Origin of the sequence: Pseudomonas machongensis (assembly GCF_034961125.1) — a bacterium.
GTDB classification, from domain to species: domain Bacteria; phylum Pseudomonadota; class Gammaproteobacteria; order Pseudomonadales; family Pseudomonadaceae; genus Aquipseudomonas; species Aquipseudomonas machongensis.
On sequence record NZ_JAYFUI010000079.1, the window covers coordinates 1 to 21,815 of the forward strand.

20 protein-coding genes and 3 pseudogenes are annotated in these 21,815 nt (G+C 59.9%); 16 read left to right on the plus strand and 7 right to left on the minus strand.

Annotation, left to right across the window (positions count from 1 at the left end; all coding sequences use genetic code 11):
* Positions 1-177 precede the first annotated feature (177 nt).
* The 7 genes from VA602_RS08185 to VA602_RS08215 all read left to right on the plus strand — a co-directional run bounded on the left by VA602_RS08185 (position 178) and on the right by VA602_RS08215 (position 7,605).
* Positions 178-2,895, plus strand: coding sequence for a LuxR C-terminal-related transcriptional regulator (locus VA602_RS08185; RefSeq protein WP_323452958.1), 2,718 nt, complete (start codon positions 178-180; stop codon positions 2,893-2,895).
* Between the two features lie 155 nt (positions 2,896-3,050).
* Positions 3,051-4,658 (plus strand): tetratricopeptide repeat-containing response regulator, encoded by a 1,608-nt coding sequence (locus tag VA602_RS08190; protein WP_054895118.1) that lies wholly within the window; start codon positions 3,051-3,053, stop codon positions 4,656-4,658.
* Complete coding sequence (locus VA602_RS08195) at positions 4,655-5,347, plus strand: sensor histidine kinase (protein WP_323452959.1); 693 nt, start codon at positions 4,655-4,657, stop codon at positions 5,345-5,347. Before VA602_RS08190 ends, VA602_RS08195 begins: the two co-directional genes overlap by 4 nt.
* A gap of 168 nt (positions 5,348-5,515) precedes the next feature.
* The gene (locus VA602_RS08200; RefSeq protein WP_323452960.1) at positions 5,516-5,770 is read left to right on the plus strand and encodes an AbrB/MazE/SpoVT family DNA-binding domain-containing protein; all 255 of its coding nucleotides are present in this window, start codon (positions 5,516-5,518) and stop codon (positions 5,768-5,770) included.
* Entirely contained in the window at positions 5,767-6,114 is a 348-nt protein-coding gene (locus VA602_RS08205; protein ID WP_323452961.1) for a type II toxin-antitoxin system ChpB family toxin, read from the plus strand. Before VA602_RS08200 ends, VA602_RS08205 begins: the two co-directional genes overlap by 4 nt.
* 28 nt (positions 6,115-6,142) lie before the next feature.
* Positions 6,143-6,787: an MBL fold metallo-hydrolase gene (locus VA602_RS08210; RefSeq protein WP_054895121.1), complete on the plus strand. Its 645-nt coding sequence runs from the start codon at positions 6,143-6,145 to the stop codon at positions 6,785-6,787.
* Positions 6,788-6,882: 95 nt separating this feature from the next.
* Positions 6,883-7,605: an OmpA family protein gene (locus tag VA602_RS08215; RefSeq protein ID WP_054895122.1), complete on the plus strand. Its 723-nt coding sequence runs from the start codon at positions 6,883-6,885 to the stop codon at positions 7,603-7,605.
* Between the two features lie 70 nt (positions 7,606-7,675).
* Here the strand turns inward: VA602_RS08215 and pta are convergent, their stop codons facing one another.
* Positions 7,676-9,766 (minus strand): phosphate acetyltransferase, encoded by a 2,091-nt coding sequence (pta, locus tag VA602_RS08220; protein ID WP_054895123.1) that lies wholly within the window; start codon positions 9,764-9,766, stop codon positions 7,676-7,678.
* A 31-nt stretch (positions 9,767-9,797) separates the two neighbouring features.
* Positions 9,798-10,100: a DUF3565 domain-containing protein gene (locus tag VA602_RS08225; protein WP_054895124.1), complete on the minus strand. Its 303-nt coding sequence runs from the start codon at positions 10,098-10,100 to the stop codon at positions 9,798-9,800.
* Here VA602_RS08225 and VA602_RS08230 point away from each other — a divergent pair.
* From VA602_RS08230 to VA602_RS08240, 3 genes are all read left to right on the plus strand, one after another.
* A complete protein-coding gene (locus tag VA602_RS08230; RefSeq protein WP_054925639.1) occupies positions 10,099-10,584 on the plus strand; it encodes an FKBP-type peptidyl-prolyl cis-trans isomerase in 486 nt (161 codons plus the stop codon). The genes VA602_RS08225 and VA602_RS08230 overlap by 2 nt on opposite strands.
* Positions 10,585-10,726: 142 nt before the next feature.
* Positions 10,727-11,209, plus strand: coding sequence for a glutathione peroxidase (locus VA602_RS08235; protein ID WP_197892626.1), 483 nt, complete (start codon positions 10,727-10,729; stop codon positions 11,207-11,209).
* A gap of 156 nt (positions 11,210-11,365) precedes the next feature.
* Positions 11,366-12,469 carry an NADH:flavin oxidoreductase gene (locus VA602_RS08240; RefSeq protein ID WP_323452962.1) on the plus strand — a complete coding sequence of 368 codons (1,104 nt, stop codon included), beginning with the start codon at positions 11,366-11,368 and terminating at the stop codon, positions 12,467-12,469.
* On the opposite strand, the gene VA602_RS08245 is transcribed toward VA602_RS08240, so the two are convergent.
* On the minus strand, positions 12,438-13,652 hold the full coding sequence (locus VA602_RS08245; protein ID WP_323452963.1) for a glycosyltransferase family 4 protein: 1,215 nt from the start codon (positions 13,650-13,652) through the stop codon (positions 12,438-12,440). The genes VA602_RS08240 and VA602_RS08245 overlap by 32 nt on opposite strands.
* 269 nt (positions 13,653-13,921) lie before the next feature.
* On the opposite strand from VA602_RS08245, the pseudogene VA602_RS26745 reads away from it, so the two are divergent.
* Both VA602_RS26745 and VA602_RS26750 read left to right on the plus strand, forming a co-directional pair.
* Positions 13,922-14,554, plus strand: a pseudogene (locus VA602_RS26745) (PAS domain-containing protein); the annotation flags it as partial.
* 159 nt (positions 14,555-14,713) lie between these two features.
* Positions 14,714-15,148: pseudogene (locus tag VA602_RS26750) on the plus strand (methyl-accepting chemotaxis protein); the annotation flags it as partial.
* 175 nt (positions 15,149-15,323) lie between these two features.
* Here the strand turns inward: VA602_RS26750 and VA602_RS08255 are convergent.
* Positions 15,324-15,518 (minus strand): annotated as a pseudogene (locus VA602_RS08255) (EI24 domain-containing protein); the annotation flags it as partial.
* Positions 15,519-15,875: 357 nt separating this feature from the next.
* On the opposite strand from VA602_RS08255, the gene VA602_RS08260 reads away from it, so the two are divergent.
* A complete protein-coding gene (locus VA602_RS08260; RefSeq protein WP_323452965.1) occupies positions 15,876-16,805 on the plus strand; it encodes a ParA family protein in 930 nt (309 codons plus the stop codon).
* A complete protein-coding gene (locus VA602_RS08265; protein WP_323452966.1) occupies positions 16,802-17,194 on the plus strand; it encodes a hypothetical protein in 393 nt (130 codons plus the stop codon). Before VA602_RS08260 ends, VA602_RS08265 begins: the two co-directional genes overlap by 4 nt.
* Positions 17,195-17,489: 295 nt before the next feature.
* Here VA602_RS08265 and VA602_RS08270 read toward each other — a convergent pair whose 3' ends face one another.
* The 3 genes from VA602_RS08270 to VA602_RS08280 form a co-directional block, all read right to left on the minus strand.
* Positions 17,490-18,050, minus strand: a complete 561-nt coding sequence (locus VA602_RS08270) for a recombinase family protein (protein WP_323452967.1) — start codon at positions 18,048-18,050, stop codon at positions 17,490-17,492.
* A gap of 385 nt (positions 18,051-18,435) precedes the next feature.
* Entirely contained in the window at positions 18,436-19,563 is a 1,128-nt protein-coding gene (locus tag VA602_RS08275) for an HNH endonuclease (protein WP_323452968.1), read from the minus strand.
* A 288-nt stretch (positions 19,564-19,851) separates the two neighbouring features.
* Positions 19,852-20,082, minus strand: coding sequence for a helix-turn-helix domain-containing protein (locus VA602_RS08280; RefSeq protein WP_323452969.1), 231 nt, complete (start codon positions 20,080-20,082; stop codon positions 19,852-19,854).
* 277 nt (positions 20,083-20,359) lie between these two features.
* Between VA602_RS08280 and VA602_RS08285 the strand changes: the two genes are divergently transcribed.
* Together VA602_RS08285 and VA602_RS08290 are read left to right on the plus strand one after the other, a co-directional pair.
* On the plus strand, positions 20,360-20,704 hold the full coding sequence (locus tag VA602_RS08285; protein ID WP_323452970.1) for a hypothetical protein: 345 nt from the start codon (positions 20,360-20,362) through the stop codon (positions 20,702-20,704).
* A gap of 236 nt (positions 20,705-20,940) precedes the next feature.
* The gene (locus tag VA602_RS08290) at positions 20,941-21,597 is read left to right on the plus strand and encodes a zinc ribbon domain-containing protein (protein ID WP_323452971.1); all 657 of its coding nucleotides are present in this window, start codon (positions 20,941-20,943) and stop codon (positions 21,595-21,597) included.
* Positions 21,598-21,815: the final 218 nt, after the last annotated feature.

The following is a 21,815-nucleotide window of genomic DNA, read 5'->3' on the forward strand; positions in this document are numbered from 1 at the left end:
TGGGGGCGGTTTGTGCTATGCCGTGCAATAGATCTCACTGATGTCCATCAGTGTTGTTGCTTTTTGTCGTAGTCTTTTCCTTCTCAAGCGTTTTGATCATCTTCAAATGCGTCGCAATAGCCGCTAGGCTCGCAACAATCCGTATCGCCGTGATCTTCCAACCAGAACGAGTCGGCCATGACAGATTTGTCCCGTACGCATGGAGTCGCCAGCCAGGCCCTTGGTCTGCTGGACGGGCGTTTCTTCCGGCCACCGCTGCCGGACGGGCATGTGCTGCGCGCGCGCTTGTGCCAGCGTCTCGAAGCGGGGCTGGGTGGGCGGCTGCTGCTGGTCAACGCACCGGCGGGGTTCGGCAAGAGTTCGCTGGCCATCGAGTTCTGCCAACAGTTGCCCAGCCACTGGCGCAGCCTCTGGTTGGGCCTGAGCCAGCGCGACGCCGACCCCGGTCGTTTCCTCGAGCGTCTGCTCGAAGGCTTGCAGCAGTTCTGCCCGGCATTGGGCGGTCAGGCCATGGGGCTGCTGAAGATGCGCCAGCGCCATCAGCCGTTCGCCTTCGAGGAGTGGCTCGACAGTCTGCTCGACGAGCTGGCGCTCTACCTGAACGCCGACACGCCGCTGCTGCTGGTGCTGGATGACTACCATCTTGCCCAGGGGCCGGTTCTCGATCGCTGCCTGCAGTTCTTCCTCAACCATTTGCCGCCGGGCCTGGCCTTGCTGGTCACCAGCCGCCAGCGCCCTGATTGGCATCTGGCGCGGCTGCGCCTGTCGCGCCAGTTGACTGAGCTCAACGAACAAGACCTGCGCCTGACCTCCGATGAAGCCCTTGCCGTGATTGGCCGCCAGCCCACCGGCCTGCGTGGCCAGGCGCTGGACAACCTGATCCAGCGCAGCGATGGCTGGGTCGCCGGGTTGCGTTTCTGGCAGCTGGCGACCAGCGAGTCGGGCGAGGACCATGCCTTGCCCCAGGCGCTGCACGGTGGCGAAGGGCTGATCCGCGATTACCTGCTCGAAGAGGTCATCGAGATCCTCCCGGCAGAAGTCCAGGCTTTCCTCTACGACACCGCCTGCCAGGAGCGCTTCTGCACTGAACTGTGCGACGCCCTGCGCGAGCGCGAGGACAGCGCGGCGATCCTGCGCTACTTGCAGGCTCACCAGGTGTTCCTGGTGCCGCTGGATGAGCACGGCCGGTGGTTCCGTTATCACCACCTGTTCTCCGACCTGCTGCGCAGTCGCCAGGCCAGCGAGCCTTCGGCGGCGCTGCATCTGCGTGCCTGCCGCTGGTTCGAGCGCCAGGGGCTGCTCGACGAAGCGGTGGAGCAGGCCTTGCGTGCGGGTTCTCTGGATGTGGCCGCCGATCTGGTGCAGAGCCTTTCCGAAGAGCAGCTGTTGGCCGAACAGAACGTCGGCATGCTGCTGCGCTGGAAGATGGACCTGCCAGACAGCCTGCTGATCAGCACGCCACGCCTGATCGTGCTGTACAGCTGGGCACTGGGCCTGGCCTGCCAGCTGGATGCTGCCGAAGAACTGGCGGCCTATCTCAGCCGTTTCCTGCCAGCGCCGTCGGCGACCGCTCAGAAGTCCATGCTCGCCCAGTGGCTGGCGCTCAGCGGCGTGATCGCACGCGGCCGCGGCGATCGCGAGCGTACGCTGGCCTACTGCGAGGAAGCCCTGCAGAGCCTGCCCTGCAAGCGCTATGGCCAGCGTCTGGTGTGCCTGTCGACGCTGTCCAACCTGGCCATTGCCGACGGTGACTTCTGGCGGGCGCGGGGTTGGAACCGTGAGGCGCTGGAGTTGGCCCAGCGTGTTGGCAATCCGTTGTTCGAGGCCCTGGCCCATTACGATCGCGCCAGGGTGTTGCACGCCCGGGGCGAAGTGTTGCGCGCCCTGGACGAGGTGCGTCAGGGGTTGCAGCGTCTGCAGGGGTTGTCGGGGCAGCGCCTGTACGCCGTGCGCGCCCGGTTGATTCTCTACGAAGGCTACCTGTATGCCTCGCGCCTGCAACCAGGCCAGGGGCGGGCGCGGTTGCGCGCCGGGCTGAGCGAAGCACGGGCCTGCCGTGATATCAGCGTGCTGATCGGCCATTGCGTGATCGCCTCGCTGGAGGGGCGCGACGGGCGCTTCGCCGAGGCCTTTGCGGAGCTCGCCGAGGCCGAGCGGTTGATGCATATCTGGGACGTGCCACCGATCTTCTATCTGGCCATGATCACGCTGGTGAAGTGCGAGCTCTGGCTGGCCCAGGGCCGCACCGACCTTGCCGAGTCCTGGCTGCTGCGCCTGGGGCAGACCTACGGCGGCGAGCAACCGGCCGCGGCACCGGAATTTCATCCATTGCTGCCACTGCACATCGAGCTTCAACAAGCGTTGCTGGAACGTACCCTGGCACGACCGGAGCCTGCCGAGCAGCGCTTGCGGGCGCTGGTCGCGCAGGGGCAGGCCAGTGGTGGAATGATGCTGGCGGTCAGCGCGCTCTGCCAGTTGGTTGAGCTATTGCTGGCGCAGGGGCGCGAACAGGAAGCGGGCAAGTTGCTGGGCAAAGCGCTTGAGGCCGCGCGTGGCGGTGCCTTGCATGCTTTCCAGCGGCTGCTGGAGGAACGCCCGATATGGTTGCGCGAGCAGCTCGCCGCCAGCCCCGTGTGCCCGGTCCAGGCCGAACTGCTGGCACGCCTGCCGCAGACCCAGCCTGTTACCGTGGCCAGCAATGAGGCGCTCAGCGGCCGTGAGCTGGCGGTACTGGAACTGATCGCCCAAGGCTGCTCCAACCAGGAGATCAGTGAGCGCTTGTTCATCTCCCTGCACACCGTCAAGACCCACGCCAGCCATATCAACAGCAAGCTAGGCGTGGAGCGCCGCACGCAAGCCGTGGCACGGGCCAAATCGCTTGGCCTGCTGGTCTAGAAAGCGCCTTGCAGTTAAAATGATGGCTAGTTGACATTATCTTGTCATGCGCTGACTTCCCAGTCTCATCTTTCCCGCCGCCCGGCCGATACAGCATTCGCCGGGCACAGTCGCCGCAGGTCTTTTTCCACCTCTTCTCAATACAGGTCGTGTTGATGCTGCAGTATGGGCAAAAAAGCTTTCTGATCGTCGACGACTTCACCGACTTTCGCACCTCGACGCGCTCCATGCTGCGCGAGCTGGGTGTGCGCGACGTGGATACCGCCGACAGTGGCGAGCAGGCCCTGCGGATGTGCGCGCAGAAGCGCTATGACTTCATTCTCCAGGACTTCCACCTGGGCGATGGCAAGAAGAATGGCCAGCAGGTGCTCGAGGACCTGCTGCTGGACAAGCTCATCAGCCATGAATGCGTGTTCATCATGGTCACTGCCGAAAGCAGCCAGTCGATCGTCCTCAGTGCCATCGAGCATGAACCTGACGCCTATCTGACCAAGCCGTTCAACCGCCTGGGCCTGGCCCAGCGGCTGGAAAAGCTGGTGCAGCGCAAGACCCTGCTCAAGCCGATCCTCCAGGCGCTGGACCGCGGGCGCCCGGCCGAGGTGCTGGCGGCTTGCGCCGAGCTGTGCAAGCAGGATCCGCGTTTCGCGCCGTTGTGCCTGCGCTACCGGGCCGATGCGTTGCGCGACCTCAATCGCTTCGACGACCTGGAAAAGTTTCTTACCAACATTCTTGCCAGCCGCCCGCAGCCTTGGGTGTATGCGGCGCTGGGCAGCCTGATGCACAAGCGTGGCCAGTACGAACAGGCCCAGGGCGTCTATGAGCAAGCGCTCAAAGCGTTCCCGATCATGCCTGGGCTGTACGACGGGCTGGCCGAAGTGCTGGTGGCCAAGGGCGACAACAAGCGCGCCCAGCACATGCTCGAAGAGGCGGTGCGCCTATCGCCGCTTGCGGTGCGTCGCCAAGCCGCGCTGGGCAAGCTGGCGCTGGACAACGAAGACTACGAAGGCGCCTCCAAGGCATACCGGCATGCCGTCAGTCAGGGGCAGAGCTCGCGTTACAAGAGCGCCGAGAGCAACCTGGGCCTGGTCCAGGCGCTGATGAACAAGAACGCCGGCAACGGTCTGGATGCGCGTACGCGGGTCGAGATCAATACCGTGCTCAGCGAAGTCGCCAAGGAAAACACCGAGGACCAGGGCCTGCAGGTGCGCGCCCGGCTGATGAAGGCTGCCAGCCTGCAGCAGGCCGGCGATGCGGAAACCGCGGCCAAGCTCACCGAGCAGGCCATGCAGCGCCTGGACAAGATGGACCAGTTCTTCTCGGTCGATGCCGCGCTGACCGTGGCCAGGCAGCTCAAGGAGCTGGGCCAGGAGTCGGCCGGGACTTCGATCCTCAAGGGCTGCGTGGAAACCTATGGCGATGACCCGAAAGTGATGCAGAGTGTGGCCAAGGTGACTGACGATCCGAGCGTGCTTGGCGCTGTCACCGAAGCCGTGGATCTCAACCGCCAGGGAGTACGCAGTTACCAGGGCGGCCAGTTGAACGAGGCTCTGGAGATGTTCCGCAAGGCCCTGTCGTTGCAACCGAAGAACATCAGTATCGCCCTCAATACCGCCCAGGCGCTGCTGCGTATCGGCGGCGAAAGTCCGTCGGAGTCGCTTATGCAGGAATGTCGCAACTGCCTTAACCGCGTGGCCGGCATCCCCGCCAGCGACAACCGCTTCGACCGCTACCGCAAGCTGCACGTGCGAGTGTTCGGCGCATGAGCCGCGATGAGCAGGGGTTGGATTTTTCCACGGTGATCGCCTCCACCGTGCATGACATGAAGAACTCGCTTTCGGCCCTGATCCAGGCCCACGACCAGTGGCTGGCGCGTTTGCCCGAACAGTCCCGCAGTGGCAGCGAACAAGGGGTGATGGAGCACGAGTTCCGCCACCTCAACGGTATGCTGGTGCAGTTGCTGGGGTTGTACAAGCTGGGCATCAACCAGTTGCCGATCTGCCCCGACTACCACGAGCTCGAGGATTTCGTCGAAGCCCAACTGGCCGCGCAGCAGGAAGTCATCCGCCACCGCGACGTGCTGGCGACCTGGCGCATCGACACCGAAAGCCCGCTGGGCTTCTTCGACCGTGAACTGGTCGCCTCGGTGGTCGCCAACGTGCTGACCAACGCCATTCGCTATGCCGGGCACACGCTGCTGATCAGCGTCGAAGAGGAGGGCGAGCAGGTGGTGATCAGCGTCAACGATGATGGCGCCGGTTATCCACAGCGCTTGCTCGAGCGTCAGCAGGACTACGTGCAGGGCATCGACCAGCAGAGCGGCAGCACCGGCCTTGGCCTGTACTTCGCCGCCAGGATTGCCGCCCTGCACGAGCGCAACGGCGTGCGCGGGCGGATCGAAATCGCCAACGGTGGTGCGCTGGGGGGCGGGTTGTTCAGGTTGTTTTTGCCTTGACTCTGGCTATTTGAGTGTCACTTCCCACTGCGTTGTGGGATAGCTCCTGACCTCTAGCTCATGACTTCAAGAGCAGCGCTTCAGATGACAATGTAGACACGTTGTTTCTACAAGTTACTTGCAATCATCTGGAGGGTTTCTACTATGTATCTACCTTTGGAGATACTTATGGAAGTCAAGATTCAACAATGGGGCAACAGTGCTGCCATTCGCCTGCCATCGGCCATTCTCAAGCAGATGCGCCTGAGCGTGGGCTCCGTCCTCAGCCTGGATACCGCCACCGGGTCGCTGGTTCTCAAGCCGGTCCGATCAAAACCCAAGTACAAGCTTGAGGAGCTGATGGCCCAGTGCGATCTCGATGCACCCGAGCCGGATGAGCTCGCGGCGTGGAACGCCATTCGTCCTGTTGGTCGTGAGGTATGAGGCGGGTGGGATTCGCCAGGGGCGATATTGTGCGAGTCGATCTTGAGCCTGTGGTCGGACGCGAGCAGCCAGGTGCGATGCGTCCGGTTCTGGTGCTCACACCGGCTGCCTACAATGCCGCGGGCCTGGCGGTGGTAGTCCCGATCACTCAAGGTGGGGATTTCGCCCGACATGCCGGGTTTGCAGTCACGCTCAGCGGGGCAGGTACGCGAACCCAGGGCGTGGTGTTGTGCAACCAGTTGCGTACGCTGGATCTCGAGGCACGCGGTGCCCGACGTATCGAGTCTGTTCCCGACGTTGTCATTGATGATGCGCTGGCGCGCGTACAAACCTTATTTGAATGAGCGTGAAGTCGCTTGGAGCTGGACTCCCATGACCCCTATCCCTGTATCGCTGATCCGCGAAACCTTCCCCGTAGGCCCCCTGCAGTGCAACTGCACGCTGATCGGCGACCCGGTCAGCAAGAAGGCTATCGTCGTCGATCCGGGTGGCGACGAGCAGAAGATTCTCGCCCGCTTGCAACAGCATGGCCTGACGCTGGTGAGCATCATCCATACCCACGCCCATTTCGATCATTTCCTGGCTTCCGGCAGGCTCAAGGAGCTGACCGGTGCGACCCTGCACTTGCACAAGGACGACCAGCCGCTGTGGGACAATCTGGAAATGCAGTGCCAGATGTTCGGTGTGCCCTACACGCCGGTACCTGCTCCGGACCGCTGGCTCGCCGATGACGAAGCGCTGGCCTGCGGCTGTGGCGTGGCGCTGCACACGCCCGGGCATACGCCGGGCTCGATGAGTTTCTGGTTTGCCGAACACAAGCTGCTGATTGCCGGCGACACCCTGTTCCGGCGTGGTGTGGGGCGCACCGATTTGTGGGGGGGCGATCAACGGGCTATCGTTCGTTCAATCAAGGAGCGGCTGTACCGCCTGGATGAAGAGGCGATCGTGGTGACCGGCCATGGTCCGGATACTCGCCTCGGCGAAGAGATGCGTGAGAACCCGTTCGTGCGGGCGTGAAGTTTCATAGAATTTTTCCGCGTCGCTGCAATCCAAGGCTGGCACTGATCCGCATACGATCCGCTGCACTTTCGAATTTCACCAGGAGCTTGTCCATGTTCACCATGCGTCGTCTGATTATCGTCGCTACCGCTGCTGCCCTGATGACCGGCTGTGCCGGCCAGAACCCCTACGACAACCAGGGCCAGGCGCAGGGCGGCTCCACAGGGATGAGCAAGACTGCCAAGTACGGTGGCCTGGGTGCACTGGCCGGTGCCATCGCGGGTGCGGCCATCGATCACAACCACCGTGGCAAGGGGGCGCTGATCGGCGCTGCCGCGGTAGGCGCCGCCGCCGCCGGTTATGGCTACTATGCCGACAAGCAGGAAGCCGAGCTGCGTGCGCAGATGGCCAACACCGGTGTCGAAGTGCAGCGCCAGGGTGACCAGATCAAGCTGATCATGCCAGGTAACATCACCTTCGCGACCGATTCGGCGAACATCGCCCCAAGCTTCTACTCGCCGCTGAACAACCTCGCCAGCTCGTTCAAGCAGTTCAACCAGAACACCATCGAAGTGGTGGGCTTCACCGACAGCACCGGCAGCCGCCAGCACAACATGGACCTGTCGCAGCGTCGCGCGCAGGCCGTCAGCACCTACCTGACCTCGCAGGGTGTCGATGCTTCGCGGGTTTCGGTACGTGGCATGGGCCCGGATCAGCCGATCGCCAGCAACGCCGATGCCAATGGTCGGGCGCAGAACCGCCGCGTAGAGGTCAACCTGAAGCCGATCCCTGGCCAGCAGTATGACCAGCAGGGCACCGTTCAGCAGTACCCCTGACCCTTAACGCAGCCCCTTTGCGGCCCTGTCGCGGGACAAGTCGGCGCACCGACTTGTCCCGCGATGCGTTTCAGCGCACGTGACTGGCCTGAATCGCTGTCAACGCGATGGTGTGCACGATGTCGTCCACCTGCGCGCCGCGCGGCAAGTCGTTCACCGGCTTGCGCAGCCCCTGCAGCATCGGCCCCAGGCTTACGCAGTCGGCACTGCGTTGCACCGCCTTGTGCGTGGTGTTGCCGGTGTTCAGGTCCGGGAACACGAACACCGTGGCGCGGCCCGCAACCTGGCTGTGCGGTGCCAACTGCCGGGCAATCTCCGGGTTGGCTGCGGCGTCGTACTGCAACGGCCCGTCGATCAGCAGGTCATGTTCCGCCTGCTGCGCCAGGCGCGTGGCTTCGCGCACCTTCTCCACTTCTTCGTCACTGGCCGCCGAGTCGCTCGAATAACTGAGCATCGCCACGCGCGGTGCAATCCCGAAGGCCTGCGCCGATTCGGCGCTTTGCCGTGCGATCTCCGCCAGCTCCACAGCGCTGGGGTGCGGGTTCATGATGCAGTCGCCGTACACCAGCACCTGCTCGGGGAACAGCATGAAGAACACCGACGACACCAGGCTGCAGTCCGGTGCGGTCTTGATCAGTTGCAGGGCCGGGCGGATGGTATTGGCGGTGGAGTGCACCAACCCTGAAACCAGGCCGTCGACTTCATCCAGCGCCAGCATCATGGTGCCGATCACCACCGGATCCTCCAGCTGCTGCTCGGCCATCGGGGCGTTGAGGTTGCGGCTCTTGCGCAGCTCGACCATCGGCTCGACGTAGCGTGCGCGAATCAGCTCGGGGTCGAGGATTTCCAGGTCGGCTGGCAGGGTAATGCCCTGGGCACGGGCCACCGCCTCGACTTCCTCGGGCTTGGCCAGCAACACGCAGCGCGCGATGCCGCGCGCCTGGCAGATGGCGGCGGCCTGCACCAGCAACGGTTCGGCGCCCTCGGGCAGGACGATGCGCTTGTTGGCCTGCTGCGCGCGCTGGATCAGCTGGTAGCGGAACACCGCTGGCGACAGGCGCATCTCTCGCGGCGTGCCACAACGCTGGTGCAACCAGTGGGCGTCGAGGTGGCTGGCGACGAAGTCGGTGATGAACTCGGCACGCTCGCGGTCGTCCACCGGTATCTCGCGGTTCAGCGAGTTGAGCTGGTTGGCGGTGTCGTACGAGCCGGTGCTCACCGAAAGGATCGGCAGGCCGGCCTGCAGGGCGCCGCGGCACAGTTCGAGGATGCGCGGGTCAGGCTTGCTGTCGCTGGTCAGCAGCAGCCCGGCCAGCGGAACGCCGTTGATCGCTGCCAGGCTCACGGCGAGGATGATGTCGTCGCGATCCCCGGGCGTCACTACCAGAGTGCCCGGCTTGAGCAACGGCACGGTGTTGGCCACGGTGCGTGCGCAGATGATGATCTTGTTCATCCGCCGCTGTTCGTAGTCGCCGGCATTGAGTACCTGGGCGCCGAGCAACTCGGCGACATCGCGGGTGCGCGGGGCGTTGAGGTCGGCCTGGTAGGGGATGCAGCCGAGCAGGCGGAAGTCGTTGCCGCGCAGCAGCGGCGAATGCTCGCGCAGGCGCGTGGCGAAATCGGCCATGCTTTCGTCGGTGCGGACCTTGTTGAGAATGACCCCGAGCACTTTCGGGTCGCGCGGGCCACCGAACAGCTGGGCCTGCAACTCGACGCGCCCGGACAGCTCGCTGAGCACCTCGTTCTCCGGTGCCGAGACCAGGATCACCTCGGCATCCAGGCTCTTGGCCAGGTGCAGGTTGACCCGCGCCGCGTAGCTGGCATGACGGGTCGGCACCATGCCCTCGACCACCACCACGTCGTTGCCGATGCAGGCTTGCTGGTACAGGCGGATGATTTCTTCGAGCAGTTCGTCGAGTTGGCCATCGCCCAGCATGCGCTCGACCTGGGCCAGGCTCAGCGGCGTGGGTGGCTTGATGCCGTGGGTGCGCGCGACCAGCTCGCTGGAGCGCTCGGGGCCGGTATCGCCGGGATGCGGCTGGGCGATTGGCTTGAAGAAACCCACCTTCAGGCCGCCGCGCTCGAGGGCGCGTACCAGGCCGAGGCTGATGGAGGTCAGGCCGACACCAAAGTCGGTCGGCGCGATGAAAAATGTCTGCATGCGTGCTTCTCGGAATAAGCGGTGCAAGGAATCAACGGCCAAGGGTAGCGCTATCGGCCCCGTTCGCGCACCAGCCGCAGGCAAAAGCCTGGCCGATGCGCCGGGTGCGCTCGTGCGCATCCAGCACCCAGGGGCGCGCCTGCCACGGCGGCTGGTGGCGCAGGTGCTGGGTATGACCGCAGGACAGCTCGACCACCCAATGGCCTTCCTCGTCCTGGTGAAAGCCGATGATCCGACTGATGGGCCGTTCGCCAGCCGCCGCGCGTTCGCAATCGGGCGAGGCCTTGGTTACACTTGTGCGCTCTACATTCTTTTGCAAAAGGTCTTGCCCCATGCTGATCGCCGCCAACAAGGCAGTCTCCATCGACTATACCCTGACCAACGACGCCGGGGAGACCATCGACAGCTCCGCCGGTGGCGCGCCACTGGTCTACCTGCACGGTGCCGCCAACATCATCCCGGGCCTGGAAAAAGCCCTGGAAGGCAAGCAGGCCGGTGACGAACTGACCGTTGCCATCGAGCCGGAAGACGCCTATGGCGAGTACCTGGCCGAGCTGGTCAGCACCCTGAACCGCAGCATGTTCGAAGGTGTCGACCAACTGGAAGTCGGCATGCAGTTCCATGCTTCGGCGCCGGACGGCCAGATGCAGATCGTCACCATCCGCGACATCGACGGCGACGACGTGACCGTCGACGGCAACCACCCGCTGGCAGGCCAGCGCCTGAACTTCCAGGTCAAGGTGGTCAACGTGCGTGACGCCAGCGAAGAAGAAATCGCTCACCGCCACATCCACGGTGAAGGTGGCCATCACCACTGATTTCTCAGCTAAGCTCTGAGAGTCGTCAGGCGCTCGAGCAAGCCGACCCACCCCCACGGGCGGGTGCACGGCTTGGTCGCGCGCCTTTTTAGTGGGCGCAATTCGCCCCAGCGGCAACCGGCAACCTGAGAGGGGAATCAAGATGAGTGCATTTCACGATCTGACGCTCAAGGCGCTGAACGGCCAGGACCTGCCGCTGGCACCGTTCAAGGGCCAGGTGGTGCTGGTGGTCAATGTCGCATCCAAGTGCGGCCTGACGCCTCAGTACGCGTCGCTCGAAAAGCTGCACCAGCAGTTCAAGGGTCAGGGCTTCAGCGTGCTCGGCTTGCCGTGCAATCAGTTCGCTGGCCAGGAGCCTGGGTCGGAAAAGGATATCCAGACGTTCTGCAGCCTGAACTACGGTGTCACTTTCCCGATGAGCGCCAAGCTCGAAGTCAACGGGCCTGAACGTCATTCCCTGTATCGCCTGCTGGCGGGCGAGGGAGCGGAGTTCCCCGGCGATATCACCTGGAATTTCGAGAAGTTCCTAGTGGGCAAGGACGGCCGCGTCCTGGCGAGGTTCGCGCCACGCACTGCGCCGGACGATCCGGCGGTGATTCAAGCGGTCGAGAAGGCGCTGGCCTGATGCATGCTGGAGCGGCGAACCGCCGCTCGGTTTTCCCAAAGGCACAGGAGCAAGCTGCGCCATATCCTGTTCAATCACTCAAATCAATAATGCTGTGCCCGCCATTCGGCTGGCTCTAAGCTCAGGCGCATTTCCTTACCTCATCGGGAGCGCCGCATGTCCAGCAACCCACTGTTTCAGCCCTTCACCCTGGGCACCCTCGAGTTGCCGACCCGTGTGGTCATGGCGCCGATGACCCGCACCTTCTGCCCTGGCGGCGTACCGCACAAGGGCGTCATCGAGTACTACCGCCGCCGCGCTGCGGCTGGCGTGGGCCTGGTCATCACCGAGGGCACTACGGTCGATCACAAGGCTGCCAACGGTTATCCGAATGTGCCGCGCTTCCATGGCGAAGATGCCTTGGCTGGCTGGAAAAAGGTGGTCGAGGCCGTACACGCCGAAGGCGGGCGCATCGTTCCGCAGCTGTGGCATGTGGGCAGCGTTCGCCGCCTGGGTACCGAGCCGGACGCCAGCGTGCCGGGCTACGGTCCGAGCGGTAAAAGCAAGGATGGCCAGGTGGTGGTCCATGAAATGACCCACGACGACATCCGCGAGGTCATCGCCGCCTTTGCACAAGCTGCCCGCGATGCCAAGGCCATCGGTATGGATGGCGTCGAGATCCACGGCGCGCATGGCTACCTGATCGATCAGTTCTTCTGGGCCACCAGCAACCAGCGCGATGACGAATACGGCGGCGATCTGGCGCAACGCTCGCGCTTCGCCATCGAGCTGGTCCAGGCCGTGCGTGCTGCGGTGGGGCCGGATTTCCCGATCATCTTCCGCTTCTCCCAATGGAAGCAGCAGGACTACAGCGCGCGCCTGGTCGAAACGCCCGAGGCATTGGCAGCCTTCCTGCAGCCGCTGGCCGACGCCGGTGTGGATATCTTCCACTGCTCCACCCGCCGTTTCTGGGAGCCGGAGTTCGACGGCTCGCCGCTGAACCTGGCCGGTTGGACCCGCAAGCTCACCGGCAAGCCGACCATCACCGTTGGCAGCGTTGGCCTGGATGGCGAGTTCCTGCAGTTCATGGTCGACACCGACAAGGTGGCCAAGCCGGCCAGCCTGGAGGGCCTGCTGCAGCGCTTGGGCGATGAGGAGTTCGACCTGGTGGCGGTCGGTCGTGCGTTGCTGGTGGATGCCCAGTGGGCGCAGAAAGTCCGCGAGGGGCGTGAGGAAGAGATTCTGCCGTTCAGCCGCGAGGCGCTGTCGAGCCTGACTTGATCGTCAGCGGCGTGGCCGCGTGTTTACCCTGGGCGGCGGTCTGCCGACAGGCGCTGTACAAGTGCCCCTCGAACTCTTCGACGATCGCCTGCCAGCCCTGGCGGCTGGCGTGCTGGCGGGCATTGAGACGCACCCTGCGCAGGGTCTCGGCGTCCTCGAGCAGCCAGCACGCGGCGTCGATGAACGCGGGTTGATCCCCCGGCATGGCTAGCGCGCCGCTGTGTCCGTGGCGAATATGCTGGGCGGCGGCGGCCTCGTCGTACGCCACTACCGCAAGGCCCGAGGCCAGTGCTTCGAGCACCACGTTGCCGAAGGTTTCGGTGAGGCTGGGGAAGAGGAACAGGTCGCCGCTGGCGTAATGTTCGGCCAGGGCTTCGCCGCGTTGCACGCCACAGAACACCGCATCGGGGAACTGCTGCTGCATCTGGTTGCGCAGTGGCCCATCCCCGACCACGACCAGGCGCAGGCGTCGCTGTGGATAGCTCTTGTGCAGCGCCTGCATGCAAGGCAACAGCAGGGCGAGGTTCTTCTCCGCCGCCAGGCGTCCGACGTGCAGCACCGCGATGTCATCCGGGCCAAGGCCCCACTGCTCACGCAGCGCCTGGTTGCGCCGTGCCGGGTTGAAGAGTTGCGCATCCACGCCACGCGCCATCAATGCCAGGCGTTCGAAACCACGTCGCTCCAGCTCCAGGCGCTGGCTGGCGCTGGGTACCAGAGTGATCGCGGTGCGGCGATGGAACCAGCGCAGGTAGTGGGTGAGCAGGCGTGCCAGCAGGCCCAGGCCGTACTGGCCGGAATACTGCGGGAAATTGGTGTGGAAACCGCTGACCACGGCAATTCCCAGGCGTCGTGCCGCGCGCAGGGCACTGAGCCCGAGCGGGCCTTCGGTGGCAATGTACAGCACATCCGGGCGCAACCGACGCCAGCGTCGCCACAGTTTGTGCATCGATACCTCACCCCACTGCAGACCGGGATATCCGGGCAGTGGCCAACCACGACAGAGCAGCAGCGTGTCGTCGCTATTGCCCGGTGCATCGCTGGCCTGGCATGGGCGCACCACTTCCACTTGATGCCCGCGCACGCGCAAGCCTTCACTGAGGCGGCCAAGGGTATTGGCCACACCATTGATCTCCGGCGGGAAGGTTTCGCTGACGAGGGTGATGCGTAGAGGCGGCGTATTCATGTCAAAAAGTTTCCGCCTGCTTGGTTGCCGTTATGTGACATGAAAATGATCCCCTGGTGACGTGTGTTTTCCAGGTTTGTCTGTCACTCGAATATTTCCTCGTCGGGTCCTCAAGAACCACCTGTCCTCAGCCGATGCAGAAGCATTCGATGGATGGATTGCGCTCCGGGAGAGCGGTGATGTTCAACAGCAAACTGAAAAAAGAAATCCAGCAATTGCGCGAGGAACTGCAATCCATCGAGCAGGTGAAGAACAGCCTCGATAGCGAAATGCTCGTGCTGCAACTCGATCCCCAGGGGCGCATCGAGTCCGCCAATGCCAATTTCGAAAAAGAAATGCTCTACAGCAGCGATCGTCTGATCGGCCGCAACATCGAAGAGATCGTCCCGGAGCACGTGAAGAAGCTGGATTTCTACCAGCGCATGAAGGCTGCGATCGCCCGTGGCGAGCACCTCAACGGCGCGTTCCGCCTGCTGCGGGGCAATGGCGAAGAAGCCTGGCTGCGCTCGATCCTGCAACCGGTCAAAGGTGTCGACGGGCGGATCAAGTACTTCACCCTGCACTCGAGCGACCTGACCCGCACCATCGAGACCTCCCGCGAGCATGAAAGCCTGATCAAGGCGCTGATGCGCTCCACGGCCGTGATCGAGTTCAACCTTGACGGGCAGGTGCTGACCGCCAACGATCGCTTCCTGCACACCATGGGCTATAGCCTGGAGCAGGTGCGCGGCAAGCATCACCGCATGTTCTGCGACCCTGAGGAAACCAGCTCGGCAGGTTACCAGCAGTTCTGGGAGAAGTTGCGCCGCGGAGAATACGTGGCCGAGCGCTTCAAGCGCATTGATTCACATGGCCGAGTCGTCTGGCTGGAGGCTTCGTACAACCCGATCATCGATGCCCATGACGTGCTCTACAAGGTGGTGAAGTTCGCCACTGTGATCACTGACCAGGTCAACCAGGAAATCGCCGTGGCCCAGGCCGCCGATATCGCCTACAGCACCTCGCAGGACACCGACGCCAGCGCCCGCAAGGCCACCGACGTGGTCACCCAGACGGTCGAGGTGATGCGTGGCCTGGAAAGTTCGATGCAGGAGGCGGCCGAGGGCATCCAGGCGCTGGACAAGCAATCCAAGGTGATCGGCTCGATCATCAAGACCATCAGCGACATTGCCGGGCAGACCAACCTGCTGGCGCTCAATGCCGCGATCGAAGCCGCCCGTGCCGGCGAACAGGGCAGGGGCTTCGCAGTGGTTGCCGACGAAGTGCGCCAGCTCGCCTCGCGTACCAGCAGTGCTACCGAGGAGATTGCCCGGGTGGTGCAGCAGAACGAGCAACTGGCCCAGGCGGCGGTGGACATCATCGACACCAGCAAGCGCCAGGCCGAGCAGGGCCTGACGCTGGCCGGGGAAACCGGCAGCGTGATCGTCGAGATCCAGGACGGGGCGAAGAAGGTGGTCAATGCGGTGGGGCAGTTCTCCAGCCAGTTGAGTCAATGACTGACGGGCGGTGCCTTGCGCTGCCCTTTCCCTTCAGGTCTTACCCTACAAGCAACTGTCTTGTTCAAAATCCAAGGCCAGCCCAATTCCTGTGGGAGCGGGCTGGTCCCGCGATCACCGGCATGGCCGGTGCCATCCAACGGGGTCTCAGTTTCGGCACAAGAGCCCGGATGCCTCAGTTGCGCTCCCGCACCCAAAACAACGTAGCCCCCGCCACCGCCGCCGGCATCATCAGCACGTTCACCCCCGGTATCAGCAGCGCCAGGTAAGTGATCCCGCCAAAGCCCATCGACTGCCAGCGCTTGCTGCGCAGCCAGGCGAGCATGTCCTGCCAGCTCATCTTGTTGTTGTCCGCCGGGTAGTCGATGTACAGCAAAAGCTAGGCGAATCGTCTGAAAGCCGCGTAAATCAATGCCCTTTCCCAAGGGGTTGAGCGGGAAATGTATCAGCTAGGTGGATCAGCTGAAAAGGTCGGTTAGGAGGCTGGCACTGTCAACGACTGTGGCTGAGCAGAGAGGGGGTGATTGTTGCCTAGCTATGGCAGCAGCAACACAGGTGTGTCCGGCCCTTACTATCGATGGTTCCTCAGGTAGGTGAAGGGGGGCGGCAGGATCACTGGACGGTGCCTCGCAAATTCACAAGCCGAAAAGGTGGCGTTAGGCTACTATCTGGCGAGCTTTAGGGCTTCTCTGAGTTATATCTACTGATTTATTGAGGTAAGACAAGGATGCACATAGTCTCAGTTATCAACTACAAAGGTGGTGTGGGTAAGACAACCGTTACCGCTAACCTTGCTAGCGAGCTTGCTTGGCGTGGTTATAAGGTTCTTATCATAGATACGGATGCTCAGGCCAGCTTGACGTTCTCGTTTGTGACACCTGACCAGTGGGACGCTAAGTATAAGTCTGATAAAACTATCAAGTCATGGTTTGACGCAATTGCACTTGGTAAGGAACCTCCGCCGCTATCGGATTTTGTTATTCACCCGGAAGTTGTCAATAAGCGAGTTGGTAAGAAAGGCGGTAAGATAGACCTTGTATGTTCGCATCTTGGGCTGATTAACGTTGACTTGGAGTTGGCGACTCTCCTTGGTGGCGTGAATATGACGCAGGCTAAGAAGAACTATATCAAGGTTCATGGTAAGTTAAAGGAGGCTATCGCAGAGCTTGCAGAACAGGAAGATTATGATATTGTTCTGATAGACTGCCCTCCTAACTTTAACATCGTGACTAAAAACGCCATTGTTGCAAGTGAGCAGATACTTATCCCTGCGAAGCCTGACTACCTCTCCACGCTTGGTATTGACTACCTTCAGCGTAGCGTGAAGGAGCTAGTTAAAGAGTTTAATGAGTATGCCGAGCTCAATGAGGGTACAGAGTCGATTTCACCGCAGGTACTCGGCGTCGTATTTACGATGATCCAGATTACTAGCGGCGAGCCAATTGCGGCTCAAAGGCAGTATATATCGCAGACTAAGCGCTTGGGCGTTCCTACGCTTAAGAACTACTTTAGAGAGAATAAGACTATCTTCGCGGATGCTCCGCAAGCTCTTGTTCCTGTAGTGTTGAATCTCTACTCAAGTGGCACGCACTCGGATATCGTAACTGAGATTGAAAAGTTTGTTAATGAGTTCGAAGGTTTGCTGGAGGAGCTATGAAAGAGTGTTCAGTAGCCGTAGGTCAAGCTATGCGGCGCTTGTCGTCGGCGTTGCTTCGGCTCTCGCCAGAGGACTTGGATAAGCTTACAGATCCATCTTATGATTTAGAAATTAAGATGGTTCGTCGTAGGGTTAAGGAAGAGTCCGACTCTAGCGCTATCGAGGATGTGTCCTCGATTGTCGAGAAGCTAACGGGGTTCTCTAGTAGAGAGGATGCTGCAAACTTCCTAGATAGTAATTATTCTTCCAAGAAGCCTCTGGAACAGATTGCTCGATTCTTGGACATTGCAGTAACTAAGAAAGATCGTGTTGATGGTCTGAGAGATAAGATTATCGAGGGAACCACCGGTGCGCGTATTCGTTCGGAAGCTATTAAAGGCTCTGAGTAATTAATATGTTAAGGTAAGGTTGGTGCCAAGCAATCAATTGAGATTGCTTGGCATTTGTTTGTGAATAGTCTACTTGGTGGGGCGTTTTGTCGCCTCTTGGAAGAGGTGTCTTAACTTACCTTGTTCGCATTTTGGTGGCTCGGTGTTAAGCCTATTCACTAGGCCATACGGATTACGAATGCAGAAATCCAGAAATATGGCATATGGCTATCACGATCCCAGTCGTTCAATAGCTAAGCCGATGGCGCCAGCGTTTGTGTCCAGGGCCTGTAGAGCCGCCATGGCGTTTCATAAGTCAGGCGCTAGCCTTCATCGCGCGCTGGATGGTGCTTAAGCTTACACGTAATTGCTCAGCAGCCTGACGGAATGACAAGCCCTTAGTTACGCCGTCACCAGCGATAGCGGCTCGTATTGCTGCGTCATCCACTGTCTTAGTGCGGCCTTTGTAGGCGCCTCTCTCCTTAGCCTTGGCGATACCTTCTCGTTGGCGTTCTTTGATCATAGCTCGCTCGAATTGGGCCACAGCACCCATCATAGAGAGCATCAGGTGCTGGGTCGGGTTGTCTTCGCCAGTGAACTCCAACTGCTCTTTATTAAAGCGGATATGAACACCCCGCTTGGTCAGGTCTTCCACTAGCTTCAGTAGATCAGCCAGGGAGCGAGCAAGCCTGTCAATGCTGTGTACCAGAATGGTGTCGCCCTCACGCACGTATTCCAGCATGGCCTGAAGCTGGGGACGGTCAGTGGTAGCGCCGCTGAGCTTCTCGGTGAAGACCTTATCTAAGGCAACACCGTCAAGCTGGCGGTCTACGTTCTGGTCTGCCGAACTAACTCGGATGTACCCAACTCGTGCCATATCCCTGCCTCTGTATTCATTTGACTCTAGATGCTGGGAGTGTGGCTGTATTCATTGCCAAAAGCAAGTCTAATGAATACGGGTTACAGGCGTTATGTGTATTCACCAGCTGTGGTCGGTTAGGTAGAGGCCAATGAATACATAGACTTTCTTGTCTGGATGAGAGAGCTCCGCCATACGACTCTCTCCTATAGCTTTATGAGGGAGCTGTATGGCGGGGGCTGTTGTAAGAATGGAGTCGTGGACTTCTTTGGTGGGGCTTGCTAGTACAAGGGCAGTTGTTCCATGTGCGGAAATCTCTGCACATAGCTTTGCAATTCACGCGCGAAGGGATACTGCTCCCTCGGTGTCCGTCATTACATGGGAGTCGAGAATGCTGTCACGATTAGGCGCACCAGTCACACTGGCTCCGGTGCCAATCAAGGGCCTCTGGGCTAGCCCGCTGAGATTCTTTTGAAGCAAGACGAAGAGACGAACCATCTAAGATCGAGTAATCGGTTCCTCTGAGCTTTGGGGACACTCGTACCGTCATTGTATCGGACTCGATAGCGATCAACCCCAGATCAAACAAGGTATGAATGTCTGCTCGTAACAGCAGCCCATTTGAGGCTACGTTGGTGTGAGTACCCTTGTACGGATGAATGTGCGCCGCTTCTAGCACAGCGGGAAGGTTGCAGCCGGTTATGGCACAAACTTCCCCGTAGGCGTCCATCAAGGCTTTCCGGAATGCTGGTTGGCCCCTTCGGCGGACGATAGCTGCAGTAATGCGCGTCCTGGCGTCGGATACGTCCGTTGGATCAAATACGAACGCTTGCTCGGCAGCCTCCTGAGCTGTAGCCAATGCTTCCGCGACAGGATTTGACACCTGGCGGATTGATACACCGAAACGATTATTCGAAGACGCATCGACGTAGATTTCCCAAACGCCGTGCTTTGTAGCGTCGTAGATTTCAAACACCGCCTTTCCGACCTTGAATAGCCTGTCGTAGCGGTTCCCCTGGTCAGTTCTCCGAGGCTTCTCGTTCTGAGAGTAGCCAGTCCTTGCAGGAGAGTTGACAGACATCATGTATAGGTCCGCGAGATTCTTGGTGTTGTAGTCTGGGTCACGAGCAAGAATCCACTCTTCAACTTGCTTTTTACTTGCAGTGCCTCCTAGTTGGATTACGGCAGCTAAGCACTTTTCCCAGTTAAGCCTATCCCCAAGATTGTCCGCTAATGTGATGGGGTGGGGGCTCTTCCCTTGTATGAGCTGCATCAATATAGCCTTGATGTCCGTTCCGACATTCACGGCTGGCTTTAATCCAGGTATCCATGGCAAATTCAGTTCATTGAGCACTGCAGAGATGTTCTGCATCCGATACTCGAATGCTTTCTTCGTGCGTCCGAACCGATCAGACAGCTCCTCATAGACCTTCGTCTTTGAGTAGCTAATTCCGGCTTCGTGCTTCTCTGCCATTTGCTGATAAGCTTCGACCGATGCAGCAAGCTCTTCGGTACTCCAACCCTGCGCCATAAGCCTTCCTCTACTTGACGGCAGTTGATGACAATGGATCATAATGCCATTACGAGGTTGTTCGTGGGTATCAATCGGTTGTCTATAGCAGCTACCAGCACGTTCAAGACGTCTGACAATTGCTGCAAAGGTGTGAAGGAGGGCTTCGGCTAAGCCCTGATTGGCTCAATTCCAGAGCTCTCTTGAATTGTAGGAAGGGTTAGCCTGCGGAGAGTGCCATTTGGGGCTAATTGCCAATTAGAAGCCGATTAGTTAAAGCACTGGCATATAGTGACCGGCTTGGGGGGCTCACATGCCTTCGAAGAGGTCCGCGATGCTGACGCCCAAAGCGTCGGCCAGCACCTTGATGGCGTTGATGGAAGGGTTGGCACCCCCTGTCTCGATGCGAGACATGTAGGTCCTAGCGAAGCCGCACCGATCAGCAAATGCTTCCTGACTGATGCCCATAGAAACACGCAGCTCCCTGACTCGGGTGCCGAACTGGTGCTGAAGCGCGGGGGAAGATGGGGGTGCAGGCATTCCCCAATGGTCCAGAGATGTGCTCTAATCGGACACACACTAATCGTGACATAGAGATGCTGATCTACCTCAGCCTCTGAGGATTGGTGTCAAGGGTGGAGGCTAGACCTATGTCTCTCTGCCAGGTGGGCACGAGCTGGCTTGGTCGTTAGCGTTGCCCTGTAGCTTGCGTGAGGCGTGAGCTGTAAGTCCCCTAGTAAGTCAATCAGTAAGAAACCCAGTAAGACCGTAAGACGTAAGGCCACAGACCAAACCTACCTCTCACTGGAGAATACTTATGAGTGACCAACACGTTCCAACCCGCGCCGCCTCTGATGACCAGGACAAGCTGTACGTTAACCAAACCACTTTTGCGGAACTGGGCAACCTAAGCCTAGTAAATCCTCAAAATGTGTCGGTCATGCTGACTCTGATGTCTGTTGTTGGCAGTAATGGCATTGTACAGATCCCACAGGCAGCACTGGCAGACCATTGTAAGATCACGTTAAAGGAGCTTGGGAAAGCAATTGCTGACCTTACTGCGTTAGGAGCGATTAGCTCAGTAGAGCTTAGCCCTGAGCCAGATGGTTTGTTCACTTGTGTGGTAAGCCCGGAGCTCGTAACGACAGAGAAGCCTGAGTAATACGTCTAAACTCTGGTCATCTTATGTTGGTCTGTCTTGGCTGTTCTTCATGTTGAAGCATGGCAGCCAGGGCAGATCATACCAACTCCATCGGCTGGTTACCTGGCTGATTAGCGTAAGTACCCTCTGCCCAGCTTCAGACCGAATGCTTTTTAAGCAAGGGTAGGGGGCATAGCAGAGATATACATCTATGCCATTCGGGCACTGAACTCCTTCAGAACTTAAAGGATATTGTTATGGCAAGGACCTTCCGCAATCCTGCGAATGGACACGTTGAAGAAGTGAGCGGGGAAGCCGCTGGGCTGGTAATACTACTTGGTCCAATCTACCTTGCATTTAAGGGGCTATGGGGGCACTTCTTCCTATGGCTGCTTCTAGTGGGAGGCTTCTCGTTAGCAACCGGAGGCTACGGAATCGTATTTGCTCTACCTATCGCAACCATTGCATATGCAGCAACCATAAACAAGATCATTGTGAATTCTTACCTGCGTAGGGGGTGGCAAGAAGTAAACGTAGCATCAGATCAGACTACAGGCCAGGCAGTAGTAACTGTCAGCGGCCAGAGAGAATGCCCGTACTGTGCAGAGCTGATCAAGGCTCAAGCCAAGAAGTGTAAGCACTGTGGTTCAGAGGTAGAACCGCTGGCTCAAGTGGATTCAAGTACTGTTAATAAAGAGCAATGGTTTGTAATCTTGCCCTTTGCCTCTAATAAGGAATGCAGAGAGATAACTGATAAGGTTCGAGGCAGTGGTTATGAAGTGCCATCGGAGACTTCTAAGTATATACGAGTAGGTCCTTTTGCTACTGAAGCCCTAGCTTCTGATGCTCTTCAGTTGTTTGAGGGTGATCATAGCCTTCAAGGTGGCGCCTTAGAGAGTGCTTCGACTCTTTAGGTTGTTAGGCAGTGGGGCAGAGCGCAAGCCCCACAAAGCTGTATGGGAGTACTGCTGCTTTATATGTGGTGACGTAGCCGTCACGGCGGATCACGTTGAGTGGAAGCCAGAAGAAGATCAGGGTGATGCTGCTCCACTCCACCCTTGGGTTGAAGAGTTAACCTGCGCCTGGCGGCTTGTAGTGGGCAGGGGAGCAACAGCCCACTATGCATTAGATT